Origin of the sequence: Microbacterium sp. SORGH_AS_0428, assembly GCF_031453615.1 — a bacterium.
In the GTDB taxonomy this organism is placed as follows: Bacteria; Actinomycetota; Actinomycetes; order Actinomycetales; family Microbacteriaceae; genus Microbacterium.
In genome coordinates, this window is record NZ_JAVIZT010000001.1 from 1,586,588 (window position 1) to 1,603,462 (window position 16,875).

At 71.1% G+C, this 16,875-nt stretch carries 16 protein-coding genes; 12 read left to right on the forward strand and 4 right to left on the reverse strand.

The window, feature by feature from the left end; translation table 11 throughout:
- The first annotated feature begins 31 nt into the window (after positions 1–31).
- From hemL to QE374_RS07495, 5 genes are all read left to right on the forward strand, one after another.
- Positions 32–1,360, forward strand: a complete 1,329-nt coding sequence (hemL, locus tag QE374_RS07475; RefSeq protein WP_309733569.1) for a glutamate-1-semialdehyde 2,1-aminomutase — start codon at positions 32–34, stop codon at positions 1,358–1,360.
- A gap of 173 nt (positions 1,361–1,533) precedes the next feature.
- On the forward strand, positions 1,534–1,965 hold the full coding sequence (locus tag QE374_RS07480) for a YbaB/EbfC family nucleoid-associated protein (protein ID WP_309733571.1): 432 nt from the start codon (positions 1,534–1,536) through the stop codon (positions 1,963–1,965).
- Positions 1,962–2,279 carry a type VII secretion target gene (locus QE374_RS07485; RefSeq protein ID WP_309733573.1) on the forward strand — a complete coding sequence of 106 codons (318 nt, stop codon included), beginning with the start codon at positions 1,962–1,964 and terminating at the stop codon, positions 2,277–2,279. The genes QE374_RS07480 and QE374_RS07485 overlap by 4 nt, the downstream gene beginning before the upstream one ends.
- A gap of 1 nt (position 2,280) precedes the next feature.
- Complete coding sequence (locus tag QE374_RS07490; protein ID WP_309733575.1) at positions 2,281–3,141, forward strand: WXG100 family type VII secretion target; 861 nt, start codon at positions 2,281–2,283, stop codon at positions 3,139–3,141.
- A gap of 5 nt (positions 3,142–3,146) precedes the next feature.
- Entirely contained in the window at positions 3,147–3,578 is a 432-nt protein-coding gene (locus tag QE374_RS07495) for a YbaB/EbfC family nucleoid-associated protein (protein WP_309733578.1), read from the forward strand.
- Positions 3,579–3,584: 6 nt separating this feature from the next.
- On the opposite strand, the gene QE374_RS07500 is transcribed toward QE374_RS07495, so the two are convergent.
- A complete protein-coding gene (locus QE374_RS07500; protein ID WP_309733580.1) occupies positions 3,585–3,872 on the reverse strand; it encodes a WXG100 family type VII secretion target in 288 nt (95 codons plus the stop codon).
- 81 nt (positions 3,873–3,953) lie between these two features.
- On the reverse strand, positions 3,954–4,907 hold the full coding sequence (locus QE374_RS07505) for a hypothetical protein (protein ID WP_309733582.1): 954 nt from the start codon (positions 4,905–4,907) through the stop codon (positions 3,954–3,956).
- Between the two features lie 67 nt (positions 4,908–4,974).
- Here QE374_RS07505 and cofD point away from each other — a divergent pair, with 67 nt between their 5' ends.
- From cofD to eccCa, 4 genes are all read left to right on the forward strand, one after another.
- On the forward strand, positions 4,975–5,943 hold the full coding sequence (gene cofD / locus QE374_RS07510; RefSeq protein ID WP_309733583.1) for a 2-phospho-L-lactate transferase: 969 nt from the start codon (positions 4,975–4,977) through the stop codon (positions 5,941–5,943).
- 164 nt (positions 5,944–6,107) lie between these two features.
- Positions 6,108–7,481, forward strand: a complete 1,374-nt coding sequence (locus QE374_RS07515; RefSeq protein ID WP_309733584.1) for a hypothetical protein — start codon at positions 6,108–6,110, stop codon at positions 7,479–7,481.
- Entirely contained in the window at positions 7,478–8,524 is a 1,047-nt protein-coding gene (locus QE374_RS07520) for an RDD family protein (protein ID WP_309733585.1), read from the forward strand. The genes QE374_RS07515 and QE374_RS07520 overlap by 4 nt, the downstream gene beginning before the upstream one ends.
- Positions 8,525–8,571: 47 nt before the next feature.
- Positions 8,572–12,492: a type VII secretion protein EccCa gene (gene eccCa, locus QE374_RS07525; RefSeq protein WP_309733587.1), complete on the forward strand. Its 3,921-nt coding sequence runs from the start codon at positions 8,572–8,574 to the stop codon at positions 12,490–12,492.
- A 116-nt stretch (positions 12,493–12,608) separates the two neighbouring features.
- Here the strand turns inward: eccCa and QE374_RS07530 are convergent, their stop codons facing one another.
- The gene (locus tag QE374_RS07530; RefSeq protein WP_309733589.1) at positions 12,609–13,499 is read right to left on the reverse strand and encodes a LysR family transcriptional regulator; all 891 of its coding nucleotides are present in this window, start codon (positions 13,497–13,499) and stop codon (positions 12,609–12,611) included.
- 84 nt (positions 13,500–13,583) lie between these two features.
- On the opposite strand from QE374_RS07530, the gene QE374_RS07535 reads away from it, so the two are divergent.
- A complete protein-coding gene (locus QE374_RS07535; protein ID WP_309733591.1) occupies positions 13,584–14,528 on the forward strand; it encodes an EamA family transporter in 945 nt (314 codons plus the stop codon).
- Here the strand turns inward: QE374_RS07535 and QE374_RS07540 are convergent.
- Positions 14,456–14,824, reverse strand: a complete 369-nt coding sequence (locus QE374_RS07540) for a hypothetical protein (protein WP_309733593.1) — start codon at positions 14,822–14,824, stop codon at positions 14,456–14,458. The genes QE374_RS07535 and QE374_RS07540 overlap by 73 nt on opposite strands.
- 233 nt (positions 14,825–15,057) lie before the next feature.
- On the opposite strand from QE374_RS07540, the gene QE374_RS07545 reads away from it, so the two are divergent.
- Both QE374_RS07545 and QE374_RS07550 read left to right on the forward strand, forming a co-directional pair.
- Positions 15,058–16,053, forward strand: a complete 996-nt coding sequence (locus QE374_RS07545) for an ATP-binding cassette domain-containing protein (RefSeq protein ID WP_309733595.1) — start codon at positions 15,058–15,060, stop codon at positions 16,051–16,053.
- Complete coding sequence (locus QE374_RS07550) at positions 16,050–16,874, forward strand: ABC transporter permease (RefSeq protein WP_309733597.1); 825 nt, start codon at positions 16,050–16,052, stop codon at positions 16,872–16,874. Before QE374_RS07545 ends, QE374_RS07550 begins: the two co-directional genes overlap by 4 nt.
- Position 16,875: the final 1 nt, after the last annotated feature.

The following is a 16,875-nucleotide window of genomic DNA, read 5'->3' on the forward strand; positions in this document are numbered from 1 at the left end:
GGGCGCGGCGAGATCCCCGGAAGGACGAGTCATGACCGACCGCAACGACGAACTCTTCGCGCACGCCCGCGAGGTCATCCCGGGCGGCGTGAACTCGCCCGTGCGCGCCTACGGCTCGGTGGGCGGGGCGCCGCGCTTCCTCGCGTCGGCCTCGGGCCCGTACGTGACGGATGCGGCGGGCCGGCGGTATGTGGATCTCGTGGCGTCGTGGGGCCCGGCACTGCTCGGTCACGCGCACCCCGAGGTCGTCGCGGCCGTGCAGGAGGCGGCGGCGCGAGGGCTCTCCTTCGGCGCGCCGACGGAGGCCGAGGTCGAGCTGGCCGCGCTGATCGCCGACCGAGTGCGCGTGGGTGAGGCCGCACCGATCGACCGCGTACGCCTCGTCTCCACCGGCACCGAGGCGACGATGACCGCCATCCGGCTCGCCCGCGGCTACACGGGTCGCGACCTGCTGGTGAAGTTCTCCGGCCACTACCACGGCCACTCCGACGGGCTCCTCGCGGCGGCGGGCTCCGGCGTCGCGACGCTCGCGCTTCCCGGCTCCGCGGGCGTGCCCGCCCCCATCGCGGCCCAGACGCTCGTGATCGACTACAACGACCTCGCTCAGGTGCACGAAGTCTTCGCGGTGCACGGTGACCGCATCGCCGCGGTCATCGTCGAGGCCGCCGCCGCCAACATGGGCGTCGTCCCTCCCGCGCCGGGCTTCAACGCCGCTCTCGCCGACATCGCCCATCGGCACGGGGCACTGCTGATCCTCGACGAGGTGCTGACCGGCTTCCGCGTGCACCCGGCCGGATTCTGGGGACTGCAGCAGGATGCGGGCGAGCGCTACACCCCCGACATCCTCACCTTCGGCAAGGTCGTCGGCGGAGGGATGCCGCTCGCCGCCCTCGGCGGCCGCGCCGAGGTGATGGACACCCTCGCCCCGGTGGGGCCGGTGTACCAGGCGGGCACCCTGTCGGGAAACCCGCTCTCGGTCGCGGCAGGCCTCGCGACGCTCCGGCTCGCCACCGGCGAGGTGTACGCCCGCGTCGACGCCGCCGCATCCACCGTGGCGACGGCACTGTCGGGTGCACTCGCGCAGGCGGGCGTGACGCACGCCGTGCCGCGCGCCGGTTCGCTGTTCGGCGTGGCCTTCCTCCCGGAGGCGCCGCTGTCCTACGCCGCCGCGCAGACGCAGGAGGCATGGCGGTACCCGGCGTTCTTCCACGCGATGCTGGATGCGGGTGTCTCACTGCCGCCGAGCGTGTACGAGGCGTGGTTCCTGACTGCCGCGCACGACGATGACGCCCTGGCCGCGATGCTGGCAGCCCTGCCCGGCGCCGCACGCGCGGCGGCCGAAGCGCGGCCGCACGACTGATCGGGTGACGAGGTGACCGAGCGCAGCGGCAGCTGCGCGGTCGGCAGATCCGAGCGTTCCTCGACGACGAGGCGAACAATACCGCTCCGCGGACAACCTGTTGACAGCCTCTTCGGCTCCTCGTCGGTTGGGTAGCATCATGCGGACGCCGTTCGGCGAGGGAAGGAACCCGCATGGAAGACGCCGCGCAGATCCTCACCGCGATCGCCGCCCAGATGGAGCGCGCGAAGGAGATGTCCAACGTCGCTCAGGAGTTGGCGGGAGAGCTGGCGAAGCTGCGCGGGGTGGGCGCCAGCGATGACCGAGAAGTCGTCGTGACCGCCGACCATCAGGGCATCGTCCTCGACATCCGGGTGAACGATGAAGCGCTCGCTGCCGGCGGCGAGCGCATCGCGGCGATGGTGATGACCGCGACGTCGCGGGCCATCGAGGACGTCCAGGCGCAGGCGGCGCCGTTGCAGGCCGCGATCCTCCAACCCGACCTGCCGCCGATGCGGACGGATCTCGGCGACAAACTCGACGAGCTGTACGACCTGGCCCAGGAGATCGATGCACGGACGAGGCGCGCCGACGGCGCTGCCCCGAGTGAGGAGGGACGTTCATGACCAGACTCGACGTAGAGATCGCCGCGCTCGACGCGCATGGTCGAAAGATCGGCGACGCCGCAGACCGCATCGGAGAAGTCTCCGGAGCGGCGCTGCAGTCGATCACGCTGGGCCCGCAGGCCTTCGGTCTCATCTGCTCGTTCCTCGTGCCGGTCGTCATGACGCAACAGGCGGCGGCGTTGGCGGCCATGAACGCGATAAGTGCGGCCGTCCGCGCGGAGGGCGCAGCCATCGGCGTGACGGCCGCGGGCTATCGTGCGGCGGACTCGGAACTCGCCCACAAGATCGCCGAACTCCTGGACCTGGACGGTTGACATGTCTGATCTGATCGTCGCCGCATCCTACGAGGGCGTCAGCGGTGCCGCCGTCCTCGAGGCCGTCCCCGTCGCCGGCAAGGTCGCATCCATGGCCGAGGCGTTCGGAGACGGCAACATCGGCTCCGGCATCATCAACGCCGGGGGCGCCGCTCTCGACGTGGTGGGGATGCTCGCCAATCCGATCGCCACCCTCGCGTCCTCGTGCGCCTCGTTCCTCCTCGACTACATGCCTCCGCTGCATCAGGCTCTCGAGATGCTCACCGGCAGCCCCGAGATGGTGCGCGCCATGGCGGCGACCTGGGACAACCTCGCTCAGGCTCTGCAGGAGGTGGCGCAGCAGCGCGAGGCCGCGCTGCAGACGCTGCTCAGCAGTTGGGAAGGCGTCGTCGCCGACGTGTACGAGAAGACCGCCCAGGCACTCAGCCAGGTCGTGGCCACCGTGGGTACGGCATCCACGTCGGTCGCCAACGGCCTTCGCATGGCGGCGATGGTGGTGGAGATCGTCTACGAGATCGTCAAGGGCATCATCTCCGACCTCGTCGGACAGCTCATCCAGGCGGTCGTCGTCGCGCTCGCGACGGTCGGCGTCGGCATCCCTGTCGTCGTCACGCAGTGCACGACCTTCATCGCCCGCAAGGCGCCTCAGGTTCTCCGCTGGATCGAGAAGATCCAGGAGGTCGCCAAGCAGATCGATGAGGCGGTCTCGAGCCTGACGCAGTTCCAGAAGGTGCTGCACGGCAGGGTCGAAGCGGTCAACGGCGCGCTCTCCGCGGTGAAGACCTTCGACGTCAGCGCGATCAACCTCGTCTCGATCGTGCAGTCGATCGACACCGCGGCCAACAACAGTCAGGAGAAGTGACGCGAATGACCGACATCCCTGGCTCCTCCGGCGTCCCGCTCGACATCCAGCAGCTCGTCGCGCAGCATCTGGCTCAGTACCAGCAGCTCGCGGCCCGCGCCGAAGCCGCCGAGCGCGTCACGGAGCATCTGGCCGAGCTGGGCGCGACGGCATCCTCACTGCGCAACGAGGTCACGGTCTCCGTGTCGCCCTCGGGCCTGCTCTCCGACGTGCGCATCAGCGAGGCCGCGGTGAATCTGGGGGCTGCGGGGTTGTCGCACCTGCTGATGACGACACTGCGTCAGGCCCTCGTCACGCTCGAGGAGAATGCGGTGCAGGCGATGGAGGACGCTGAGGGCGGCGAGATCGCTGCGGCGACGCTCGCCGAGATCCGCACCGGCCTCTCCGGGCCGCTCGCCGCACTCGATCAAGACGGAACCGACATCCGCCTGAACTAGCCCGCGTCAGAACGACGCGGCGAGAGTGCGCTCGTTCTCCGCGAATCCCGACCCCGCCCCTTCCAGGACCTTCGAGTAGGCCGACAGCTTCGTCTGCATGGACCGCATCTGGCTCTCCCAGTGCGTGCGCATGGCGCGATAGGAGATGAACGCTTCGCCCTGCCAGCCGCCCTCCATGGCCGCCAGCTCGGTGTCCAGCCGGTCCAGCACCTCGCGGATCGCGGTGGATGCCGCCTCCACGACGGTCACCGACTGGGCGACTCGATCGAAGTCGATCATGATGCGTTCACTCATGGATGGGCTCCCGGGCTGTTCGTTGCCCCAATTGTGGCAAGGATGCCGTTGCCGCGTCAGGGGGTTGCGGCCGGCGGTGGATTACTTGCCTGCGAGCGTCGAGGCGACGGTGGCGACCGGCGATGCCGCCGGTGCGGGGCTGACGGGAGCCGAGCCGAACCGGAACCCGATCGAGATGCCGGATGCCGCCGGGGCCGCATCCTCGGGGCGCTCCCATACATCCACCGCGTCCCTGTGGCGCAGCACCACGGAGCTCTCGGCCGTCGGGGCGTCTTCCCACGGGATGCGCTGCAGGCCGTAACCCTGCCAGTCGCGCGCGACGAGGCGCTCATCGAGGCGCAGCGCGGCACCGTCCGCAGCCTCCACGGGAAACACCCCCGTTCCGGCGACGAGAGCGTCGGCGCGGTTCCACGCCCCCGCCGGCACGCGTTCGATCAGTCCCGCCAGCAGCTCCGCCCGACTCGCGATCTCCTGCGCGTCGGACGCCTCGGCACCGTAGGCGATCGCGTAGCCCGCGCGGATGACGAGCGTGCAGCGAGGCGGAGCCGTGGCCAGGAGTGCGACCACGTCGGGGGTCAGCAGATCCGTCGCGAAGGAAGGGACGAAGCCCTGCACGATCCAGCGCCCGCCCGTGTCGATCGGGATGGGCGGCAGACGCAGGCCGAGATCGTCACGCGCGGGAAGCGTCGCATCCTCGAGGCGGATCTCGGGCAGGACCCCTGGCAGCGTCATCCACACGGCATGGGCCGTCGCGAGCCGCCCGTAAGGGGTGCCGCTGTTGGTCGTCCCGTAGGCGTATCCCACGAACCTCCCGGCCCGGAAGGTGTGCGAGCGCAACGCACCCGACACGCTCTCGCTGATGCCGACCGTCCATATGCGGCCGTACGGCCGGGTCATGCGCAGGACCGCCTCCTGCACTTCGATCGGGGGCGGCGGAGCGGCGTCCTCCCACTGCCAGCCGTTCGCCAGCACCTGCGGCCGCATCTGTCGGCGGAGTTCGGCCTCGGCCTCGCGCTTCTTCTTCCCGAAAAGCATGCGGGTAGCGTAACTCCGCCGCGCGACGCCCCGCGGAGCGCATCACACGCTCTGGGAGACTTGTCGGATGACACAGAGCGAGCAGCCCCGGGTCGTCGTCATCGCGGGCGGCGTGGGCGGGTCCATGTTCAGCGAGGGCATGCGCGCGGAGCTGGCGCGCCGCGGCGCGGACGCTGCGACCATCATCGTCAACACCGGCGACGACCTGTGGCTGTCGGGCGTGCGCCTTCAGCCGGACATCGACTCCGTGCTCTACCGTCTCGCAGGCCAGAACGACATGGTGCGCGGCTGGGGACGCGCGGGCGACACCGAGCGGGTGAACGAGGAGCTCCAGGCCTGGGGAGCCGGCTGGCCCTGGTTCACCCTCGGCGACCTGGACCTCGGCACGCACCTCGCTCGGACCGGGTGGCTGCGCGAGGGCGCGACGGTCTCCGAGGTGGTCGCGCGACTGTCGGAGCGTTGGCCGCTCGGGGTGCGTCTGCTGCCCATGACCGATGCCGAGGTCGATACCCATGTGCTCCTCGAGGACGGCGGCCGACTCCACTTCCAGGAGTGGTGGACGCGCCACCGCGCCACCCTCGCGCCCCGCGCCTTCGAGAACCCCGGGATGGATGCGGCCGCCCCCGCGCCGGGCGTCGTCGAAGCCATCGCGCATGCCGACGTCGTCGTGCTCGCCCCCTCCAACCCTGTGGTCTCGATCGGTCCCGTGCTCGCCGTCCCCGGCATCCGCGAGGCACTGGCCGCGACCTCGGCACGGGTCGTCGGCGTCTCCCCGATCATCGGCGGGCGCGTCGTGCGGGGCATGGCCGACGTGTGCCTCACCGCGATCGGCGTCGAGACCTCCGCCGCGGCGGTGGCCGCCCACTACGGCAGCCGCGCGGCGGGCGGTGTGCTGGATGCGTGGCTGCTTGCGGAGGAGGATGCGGCGGCCGCGGCATCCGTGGGTGCGCTCGGTATCCGACCGGTCGTGGCGCCCCTGTGGATGCGCGATGTCGAAGCCACCCGCGCGATCGCTGCGGCGGCGCTGGGCGCCTGATCGACGCGGGCGCGGAATCGTAGCGGTTCTGTGGACAATCCGCGCACGGGCGTCACGAGACGACGCCGGGCGTTACGCTGTCGAGACGTGAGAAGTGGGGGCGGCACGACGATGGCAGGCGCACACCGGGCGCCGCGGCGATGCACCGCGGCGGGAGGGCAGCAGTGACCACGCCCGCCGACACCGAGGAACGCCGTCGGATCGCGATCGTCGACGGAGCCTCCCGCCACGATCTGCTCATCCCGCCCGCAGCGAGCATCGCCGACGCGCTCGCCAGTCTCGGCATCCGCCAGGAGGTCGGACGCGACGTGCTGCTCGAGGTCGACGGACGGGAAGTGAGCCCCCTGCTGCGGGTGGACGACCTCAGCGACGGCACCGTGCTCGCGCTCGTCGACCTCTCGCAGAAGGTCAAGCAGGACCGCCGACGCCGCCGCGACCCCTCTCGCGGGGAGGCCCCCGGCGCCTGGTGGGTACTCGGCGGCATCGCGCTCGTGCTCGCGGTCTTCTCGCTCATCGCCCCCGACGCCGTCCGCGAGTCGCTGCGTTTCCCGCTGGCGGTCGCCATGGGTGCGTTCGCCGTCACCGCCGGCATGGCGCTCGCCGTGCGGGCGACGGGGGTCGCGAACGGCACGGACGCCGCGCTCGTCGCCGTCCTCACGCTGGCCTTCGCCGCGGGTGCCGGCATCGTGCCCGCGTTCCCGGCCGCGACCTCGACGCTGCAGGTGTTCGTCGGCCTGCTCTCGGCAGCCGTGCTCGCAGGCATGCTCGCACTCGTGGGACGCCCCGCGGGGCTGCACGCGCGTCTCTCGGCCGCCACGACCCTGCTGCTCGTGCTGGCCGGGGTGTGGGGTTTCTCGCTCATCCTCTCGCTCCCGGTCTCCGCACCCACCGCCGTCACACTCGGCCTCGCTCCCGTCGCGCTGCGCATCCTGCTCGCCACCCTCGTCGACGTCCCGCCCGGAATCTTCATCGACTACGAGCGCTACCAGACCACACGCTGGAGCGTGCGTCAGCAGTTGCCCGAGGAGATCCACTCCATCGGTGCCGCCGACGCGCGCGACCTCGTCGCGCGCTCCACCGGCCGACTCGTGGCCGGCACGTTCGTGCTGACGGTCGCCGTCGCCCTGAGCGCCCCGTTCGCGCTGCCGGACATGGACGATTTCGACCCGCTCGTGCTCTCGGGCCGCATCGCCCTGGCGATCACGGTCGTGCTCGCGCTCCTGCTCGGCGCACGCCGCTTCTCGGTGCCGCTGCTGCGCTGGCTGCCTCGACTCGCCGCGGGCGCCGTGGCGGTCGTGATGGTGCTGACCGCCACCCGCGAGGCCAACCCCGTCCTGCTGACCGTTCTGGCGAGCATCCTCCTCGCTGTCGGCGCCGTCGCCGCGCTGGTCATCATCCCCACGAGCCGCGGCGCGCAGTCCCTGCGCTGGTCGAGGTTCGGAGACGTCATCGAATGGATCGCGATCGCATTGTCGTTGCCCGCCGGCCTGCTCGCCGCCGATACCGTCGATATCCTGCGTGGAATGATGGGCGCATGAGTCTGCCGCCGCAGTTCACGGGCGCACCCGCCGGAGTCGGAGCACGACTCGCCGCCTTCACGATCGACGTCGCCATCGTCGTCGCGCTGGGCGTCACCGTCGCCCTCGTCAGCGGGTCCGCCGTGTTCGGGCTGCTCGTGGGCGCAGAGGCCGTCCTCGCGCTGTGGGTCCTGCAGGCCCGCACCGGGTCCGGGCCCGGAAAGGCTCTGCTCGGACTGCGCGTCGCGCGCCTGGACGCACCGTACTCCCCCGGCGCGGGCCGCAGCTTCGTGCGCGGTCTCCTCGTCGGCATCGGCTCCCTCGTGTTCGGCGCGGGCGCGTGGGTCGTCGAGGGATCCGCGACCGCCGACCGCTCCGGTCTGCGCCGCTCCTGGGCCGACCGCGCCGCGCAGACCGTCGTCGTCGCCGTCCCCCGCCGCCCCGCAGCGGAGCGGCGGAGCAGACGGCGCTCGACCGACGAGATCGTCGCCGTCCCCTCCCCGACCGTCATCGCACGCCCCTGGTCGCCCGAACCTGTCGAGTCCGGCAGAGCCCGGGGACCGATCGCCGCGCCCGCACCCGCCGAGCCGTCCGCACCGCCCGTCGCCGCAGGGGCGGCGCCCGATGTTCCGGCTCCCGCGGCGGCGGTCGCCGGCTGGGCGGGTCCCGCCGCCGCGGTGCCGGTCATCGACCAGCCCGAGTCGGGCGAGCGTCCCACCGGCGAGCTGCTTCTCATCTTCGACACCGGCCAGCGCGCGCGCCTGCCTCTGCCCGTCGCCGTCAACCTCGGGCGCAGCCCCGAGCAGACGGCGCAGACAGACCTGCTGGTGACGGTGGCCGATCCCGACTCCAGCGTCTCCAAGACCCACCTCCGGCTCGAGTTCGACCACGCGGGCCTCTGGGTCACCGACACGGGTTCGACCAACGGGACCGAGCTGCTCGACGACGACGGCCAGGTGGTGCCCCTCGCACCCCACGCGCGCACCTTCGTCGACGACGACACCCGCATCCGGATCGGGAACCGCATCTTCACCGTCAGCCGACTGATCGGAGCCGCTTCGTGAGCAAGGGACCACGCCTGGCCCCGCCGTCCGTGCCGAGTGGTCGCATCGTGGTGCAGCCGCCCCCGGAGCTGGTTCCGAACGAGGGCGGCAGCAGCATGCTCACCTCCCTGCTGCCGATGCTCGGCAGCGTGGGCGCGATCGTGATGGTGACGATCTCCAACGCGGGCCCGACCGGATTCATCACCGGCGGCATGTTCCTGCTGTCCTCCCTCGGCTTCGTCGCCGTCAACGGATGGCGCCAGCGTGCGCAGCGCAACGCCCAGGTGCTCGGCAACCGCCGCGAATACCTCGCCTATCTCAGCGATCTGCGCGAGACCGTCCGCACGGCCGCCCGCAAGCAGCGTCGTCACGGTGCGTGGGTGACACCGTCGCCCTCCGCACTGCCCTTCATCGCCGAGGAGCGCACCCGTGTCTGGGAGCGTCAGCCCGGCGACGAGAACTTCCTGCTCACCCGGATCGGCGCGTGCGACCAGCCGCTGTGCATCTCTCTCGAAGCCCCCGACCTTCCGCCGCTCGCCCAGCTCGACCCGGTCGCCGCATCCGCCGCCCACCGCTTCATGCTCACGCACGAGATCCAGCCGGATCTGCCCCTGGGCGTGACCCTGACCGACTACGCGCGCATCGAGATCGTCGGCCCCGACGAGGATGCGGTGCGCGCCCTCGCGCGTGCGATGGTCGTGGGCGCTGCGACCCTGCAGGATCCCGAGGACGTCGTCGTCGCGATCCTCGCCGGAGGCGATCAGCTGCCCGCCTGGGAATGGGCGAAGTGGCTGCCGCACGCGCTCTCGTCCCGCTCCAGCGACAAGCTGGGGCCCGCACGCATGATCGCCTCGTCGCTGGACGACCTCGAAGACCTGCTGCCCGCCGGGCTCCGCGAGCGCGCGCGATTCGCCCGCGGCGGCGGCGCCACCCCGCACGTGATCCTCGTCGTCGACGGCGTGCAGCTGCCGATGGGAGACCCCGTCGTCGGCGGCGACGGGATGCTGGGCGTCACCGTCGTGGAACTCCCCGGCCGCTGGGGAGAGCTCGAGAACCCCGACGTCCTGCGCATCGTCATGCCGGAAGCCGCCGCATCCGATCGTCACGCCGAGCTCATCGACGTGGTCTCGGGCTCGCGCACCTTCACCCCCGACACGACCTCGATCGCCGTGGCCGAGGCCACCGCGCGTCGGCTCATGCCGCTGTACTCGAACCCTGCGGCGCTCGCCGAGACGCCCGGCGCCCAGCAGGGTCAACGCGAGCTCGTCGAGCTGCTCGGCATGCCCGATGTGCGCGAGATCGACTTCGACCGCACCTGGTCGGGACGCCTGGAACGCGACCGCCTGCGCGTGCCGATCGGTCAGGACACGACGGGCGCGCCGCTCGTGCTCGACCTCAAGGAAGCCGCCCAGCAGGGTATGGGGCCGCACGGCGTGATGATCGGCGCCACGGGTTCCGGTAAGTCCGAGGTGCTGCGCACGCTCGTGCTCGCCCTCGCGCTGACCCATTCGCCCGAGCAGTTGAACTTCGTGCTCGTCGACTTCAAGGGTGGCGCGACCTTCGCCGGCATGGCGGGGATGCCTCACGTCTCGGCGATCATCACCAACCTCGGCAGCGAGCTCGCCCTCGTCGACCGCTTCCAGGACGCCCTGCAGGGTGAGATCGTGCGCCGGCAGGAGCTGCTGCGCGCCGCCGGCAACTTCGCCAACGTGTCGGACTACGAGAAGGCCCGCCGCGGCGGACGCACCGACCTCGCGCCGCTTCCGGCTCTGCTGATCGTGGCCGACGAGTTCAGCGAGCTGCTCGCCGCGAAGCCGGAGTTCGTGGAGAGCTTCATCAACATCGGCCGCGTCGGCCGATCGCTCCAGGTGCACCTGCTGCTGGCGTCGCAGCGTCTGGAGGAGGGCAAGCTCCGCGGCCTCGACACCTACCTGTCGTACCGCATCGGCCTGCGCACGTTCTCGGCCGCCGAGTCGCGCACGATCATCGGCACCCCCGACGCGTACACCCTGCCGCAGGAGCCCGGTGTGGGCTACCTCAAGGCCGACACCGACAACCTCGTGCAGTTCCGCGCCGCCTATGTCTCGGGAACGCCCAAGACGAAGCTCACCGGGGGGCGCTCGAGCGAGTCGGCGGACACGTCCGGTGAGGCCGCGCGTATCGAGGTCTTCACCGCCGCACCTCAACCGCTCGAGCTCATCGAGGAGCCCGTCGACACCTCGCGCGACATCGTGTCGCAGCCGGTCGAGGAGCGATCCACCTTCCAGATCGCGGTCGAGCGGATGAAGGGTCGCGGCCCCGCCGCCCACCAGGTGTGGCTGCCGCCGCTCGAGCAGCCCTCGTCGCTCGACGAGCTCATGCCCGACCTGGTCGTCGACCCGCGCATGGGCCTCCACTCCCCCGCCTGGCGCGCAGCCGGCGCCCTCACGGTCCCGCTCGGAATCGTCGACGTGCCGCTGGAGCAGCGTCGCGAGAACCTCGTGGTCTCGCTCGGCGGAGCAGCCGGTCACGTGGCGATCGTCGGAAGCCCGCTGAGCGGCAAGTCGACGCTCGCCCGCACGCTCGTCTCGGCCCTCGCGCTGACGGCGACACCGCTGGAGCTGCAGTTCTACGTGCTGGACTTCGGCGGCGGTACCTTCACGGGTCTGCAGCGCCACCCGCATGTCGCCGGCGTCGCCACGCGCACGGAGGCGGAGGCCATCCGCCGCACCGTCGCCGAGGTGGAGTCGATCATCGACGAGCGCGAGCGCTACTTCCGCCAGAACGGCATCGACTCGATCGACACCTACCGGCTGCGCCGCAGCCAGGGCGTCGTCGACGACGGCTACGGCGACGTGTTCCTCGTCGTCGACGGATGGGCGACGTTGCGCGCCGACTACGAGGCGCTCGAGACGCGCGTGCAGACCATCGCCGCGCGCGGCCTCAGCTTCGGCGTGCACGTGATCGTGACGGCCAACCGCTGGCTCGAGATCCGCGCGAGCCTCAAGGACCTCATCCAGACCCGCCTCGAGCTGCGCCTGGGAGACCCGACGGACTCCGAGATCGACCGGAAGCAGGCCGCCAACGTTCCCGCCGGCCAGCCCGGTCGAGGCCTCAGCGCCAAGCGCCTGCAGATGCTCGCCGCACTGCCGCGCATCGACGGCTCCTCCGACGTGGCAGCCCTCGTCGACGGCGTCGACGACATGGTCGCCCGCGTCGGCGCCGCATGGCAGGGCCCGGCAGGACCGAAGCTGCGGCTGCTGCCGGAGATGATCACCCTCGACGAGGTCCGCGCGCAGACCACGCCCGACGATGCCCGCATCCTGCTCGGTGTCGACGAAGCGCAGCTGGCGCCCTTCGGCATCGACCCGCGCAAGGAAGCCCACCTGTTCCTGTACGGCGACTCCGGGATGGGCAAGTCGTCGTTCCTTCGGGGCATCGCGCAGGAGATCATGCGCAAGTACGGTCCGACCGAGGCGAAGATCTTCGCGGTCGATTACCGCCGCTCGCTGCTGGGCGAGATCCCGCAGGAATACCTGGGCGCCTACCTCACCTCGCATGAGCCCGCCACGAGCGGCCTCGCCGAGCTCGCCCAGTTCTTCTCGAGCCGCATCCCGGGGCCCGATGTGACCCCCGAGCAGCTGCGTGAGCGCAGCTGGTGGAAGGGCGCCGAGGGCTTCGTGCTGGTCGATGACTACGACCTCGTCGCGACGAGCCAGGGCAACCCTCTCGCCGTGCTGCAGCCGCTGCTGGCGCAGGCCGGCGACCTGGGCCTGCACGTGATCCTCACGCGCCGCACCGGTGGTGCGAGCCGCGCGGCCTACGACCCCATCATCCAGCGCTTCACCGATCTGGGCGTCACCGGCATCCTGCTCGGCGGCAACCCGGAGGAGGGCCCGCTCATCGGTCGCGTGAAGGCTGCCCCCGCGGCGCCGGGTCGTGCCCAGATCGTGAGCCGTGAGCAGGGCCTGCTCTCCGCCCAGCTCGCCTTCTCCCCCTCGACCCACTGACGCCTCGGGTCGCCCTTTTTCCCGCGAGACTGCATTTCCCGCACGAGATCACTGTCATTACCCGTGATCTCGTGATGAGGATGCAGTCTCGCGGGCGTGGAGAGGGCGGGCCGGGCTCAGGATGCGGGCAGGAGCTCGCGGATGAGGCGCACCGCGGGTGAGTCGGTCATGCTCGTGCGCCACACCAGGGCGACACGACGCGTCGGCTCCGGGTCGCGCACCGGAACCGCGACCACGGAGTCCGGGAGCTGCCCGCGCCCCAGGCGGGGGACGAGCGCCACGGCGACCCCGTGAGCGACCAGCTCGATCTGCGAGGCGAACTCGCGGCACCAAAAGTCGATGCGCGGCGGATGCGGTTCTGCGCGGAACATGTGGCAGAACCACTCGTAGCAGATGGTTCCATCCGGCGTGGAGGACCACACGTGATCGCGCACGTCGACAGGGGTCACCGCATCCCTCGACGCGAGATGGTCGTCGCGGTGAACGAGCAGGTCCGCCGTGTCACGCAGGAACCCGGCACTGCGCACGCTCGGCGGCAGGGTGAGCGAGACGCCCTCCCAGTTGTGCACGATCGCCAGATCCAACGTGCCTGCGGTGACCGCATCGACCGCGTCCCACGGCTCGACTTCGGTGACGGTCAGCCGCAGATCCGGCGCCTCGGCCGACGCCCGCGTCACGAGCCCGGGCACGAGGCCGCGCACGGCGGTCGAGAAGACCCCGAGCCGCAGTGTGCCGGTGGGCCTCGCTCCCGCGTCGTGCAGCCGCGAACGCAGCTGCTCCACCTGCGCACGCAGGTGGACCCCCTCCTCGACGAGCCGGCGCCCCGCGGCGGTGAGGACCACACCGCGCCCCTGCCGGTCGATGAGTCGGGCACCGAGATCGCGCTCCAGCCGCTTGATCTGCTGCGACACGGCCGAGGGCGTGTAGTCGAGCTCGGCGGCTGCCGCGTGGACGGTGCCGGTGCGAGCGAGGGCAAGCAGCGCGTCGACGGCCGCAAGATCGATCATGGCGCGAATGTATCACCGCGCTTCATGAATTCATGCAGAACTGTGCGCTGGTGCTACACGAAACTGCTCGGCGACGATGGGCGGGTGCCCCTTCGTTCTTCTCTGCTCGCCTCCCTCGTCGCCGTCATCTGGGGCGTGAACTTCGTCGTCATCGACGCGGGCCTGGACGGCATGCCGCCCGCGCTGTTCGTCGCGCTCCGATTCGCCGCCGTCCTCGTGCCCGCCATCTTCTTCGTCCCGCGACCACGGGGCCGGATGCGGGACGTCCTGCTCATCGGGCTGTTCATGAGCCTCGGTCAGTTCGGGCTGCTGTACACGGCGCTCGCGATGGGGATGCCGCCGGGGCTCGCCTCCCTCGTGCTGCAGGCCCAGGTGGCCTTCACGATCATCTTCGCCGCGCTGGCCCTGCGCGAGACTCCCCGCCGCGCGCAGGTCGTGGGCGTTGTCGTCGGCGCCGCCGGTCTCGGCATCGTCGCCGCCGGACGGGATGCCGCCACTCCCGCGCTCGCTCTCGTGGTGACGCTCGCGGCCGCCGCCTCGTGGGCGATCGGCAACGTCATCGCACGCCGGCTCGGCGGCACGGGGCAGGGCGGCGCACGCGCGGGGCTGTCGGTGACCGTCTGGTCGGCGCTCGTCGTCCCCGTGCCGATGGTCCTCCTCGCCGTCGCCCTCGACGGGCCGGATGCGGTCGCCACCGCACTCACCCACCTCACCCCCGCGCAGCTGCTGTCCACCGCCTACACGGCGTGGCTCGCGAGCCTGGTCGGCTACGGCATCTGGAACACCCTGCTGGCCCGGCACACCGCATCCGCCGTCGTCCCGTTCACGATGCTCGTGCCGCCGGTCGGGATCGCGGCGGCGTGGCTCACGCTCGGCGAGGTACCCGCACCGGCCGAGCTCGTCGGCGGCGCGGTTCTGCTGGTCGGCGTCGCCATCGCGGTGCTGCCGCCGCGCGGTCAGAAGGTGAGCGGGGTGTCCTCGGGCACACGCAGCCGGAGCCCGGCCGGCGCAGGCCAGCCGAGTTCGTAGGTGCGAAGGGGCGCGTCGATCGCGCCGAAGTCCTCGCTCTTGACCACGATGCGCTCCGGGGTCACCTCCACGAGCCGCACCGCCAGGGGCGCTGCGCCCTCGCGCTCCAGCATCCACTTCTCGGCGAGCCAGCCGAGCCCGCGCTCCTCGAGCGCCTCTTCCGCATCGAGCCACTCGACGGCTGCGGTCATGTCATGGCCGAGGAGGTCGACGGCGACCCAGCCGGATCCTTCCGGCCGGATCCAGCCGAGCAGCTCGCCGTCGTCGCGGCGGTGCGGGGTCCAGTCCGGGTTCATCCCGCCACCCTACGGCCCCGCCCCACCTGCCCGCGAGACTGCATTTCGAGCACGAGATCACGGGTAATGACAGTGATCTCGTGATGGAAATGCAGTCTCGCGGATGGGGGCAGCGGCAGGGAGGGGCGGCGGCAGAACGCGTGACAGTGCGGTGACAGCGGCGGGGGCGGCGTGACAGCGGCGTGACCGCAGGGACGGCGCACTCTGGGAGCACGCCAGCAGAAAGGCTCCCCATGACCACCTCACTCCCTCCCGCCGTCCGGGCCGAAGGCCTCGTCAAGGTGTTCGGCGACAACCGTGCGGTCGACGGCGTCGACCTGCTCGTTCCCACCGGCACCGTCTACGGTGTGCTCGGCCCCAACGGCGCCGGCAAGACCACCACCATCAACATGCTCGCGACCCTCATGCGCCCGGATGCGGGTCGCGCCGAGATCTTCGGCCACGACGTGACCGCCCAGCCGCAGGTCGTGCGCCAGCTCATCGGCGTCACGGGCCAGTTCGCCTCCGTCGACGAGACCCTCTCCGCCACCGAGAACCTCATGATCTTCGCGCGCCTGCTGGGGCTCAGCCGCGCCGAGGCACGCGCGAAGTCCATCGAGCTGCTCGAGCGCTTCGGCCTCACCGACGCGGCCCGCAGGCCCCTGAAGAAGTTCTCCGGGGGGATGCGGCGGCGCCTCGACCTCGCGGCCTCGCTCATCGCCCAGCCACCGCTCATCTTCCTCGACGAGCCGACCACGGGCCTCGACCCCCGCACGCGCGGACAGATGTGGGACACCATCCGCGAGCTCGTGGCCGGCGGCTCCACGGTGCTCCTGACCACGCAGTACCTCGACGAGGCCGACCAGCTCGCCGACCGCATCGCGGTGATCGATCACGGCCGCGTCGTCGCCGAGGGCACCTCGGACGAGCTCAAGGCGTCGGTCGGCACCGCCAGCCTTCAGCTGCGCGTCTCGGAGACGGCAGACACTGCATCCGCTCTCGAGATCGTCGAGACCGTGCTCGGGGTGCGGGCCACGCTCTCGCCCGAGGCCTCGCGCATCACGGCTCCCATGGCGGATGCGGACCGCGTGACCGACCTGCTCATCGCCCTGCGCACCGGCGGTGTGCGTCTGGCCGAGATGAGCGTGCAGAAACCCACCCTCGACGAGGTGTTCCTCACCATCACCGGTCACGACACCGGTTCGGGCACCGCCGATGAGACCGAGACGAAAGAGATGGTGAGCGCATGACTACCCTCGCACCCCACCGCATCGTGCCCGCCACCGAGCGCGCACTGAAGAACCGGACGAGCCTGTCGCAGACGGTGAGCAACACCCTCACCATGGCCTACCGCGGCCTCGTGAAGATCCGGCGCACACCGGAGCAGCTCGTCGATGTCACCCTGCAGCCGATCATCTTCACCCTGATGTTCGCGTACATCTTCGGCGGCGCGATCTCGGGCGATGTGCAGAACTACCTGCCGCTGCTGATCCCCGGCATCCTCGTGCAGACGGTCATCACCACCTCTGTCGTGACCGGCACGCAGCTGCGCGAAGACATGGACAAGGGCGTGTTCGATCGCTTCCGCTCCCTGCCCATCGCGCGGATCGCGCCCCTGTCGGGCGCGCTGCTGGCTGACACCCTGCGCTACACGATCGCCACCACCCTCACCTTCGGTATGGGCTTCGTCATGGGCTACCGGCCCGGCGGCGGCGTGCTCGCCGTGATCGGCGCGGGCCTGCTGGTGATCGTCTCGTCGTGGGCGATGAGCTGGATCTTCGCGTTCTTCGGCGTGATCGCCCGCACCGCGGCCAGCGTGCAGGGCATCTCGATGCTGGCGCTGTTCCCGCTGACGTTCCTCTCGAACGCGTTCGTCCCGGTCGACACGCTGCCCGACGTGCTGCGGTGGTTCGCGGAGATCAACCCGATCTCCCACCTCATCACCGCTGTGCGAGACCTCGCGAACTCCGGAGTCGTCGGCAGCGACCTGTTCGTCTCGCTCGCCGGCGCCGCCGTCATCGTGGCGATCTTCGCCCCGCTGACCGTGCGTGCCTACATGCGCAAGGCCTGAT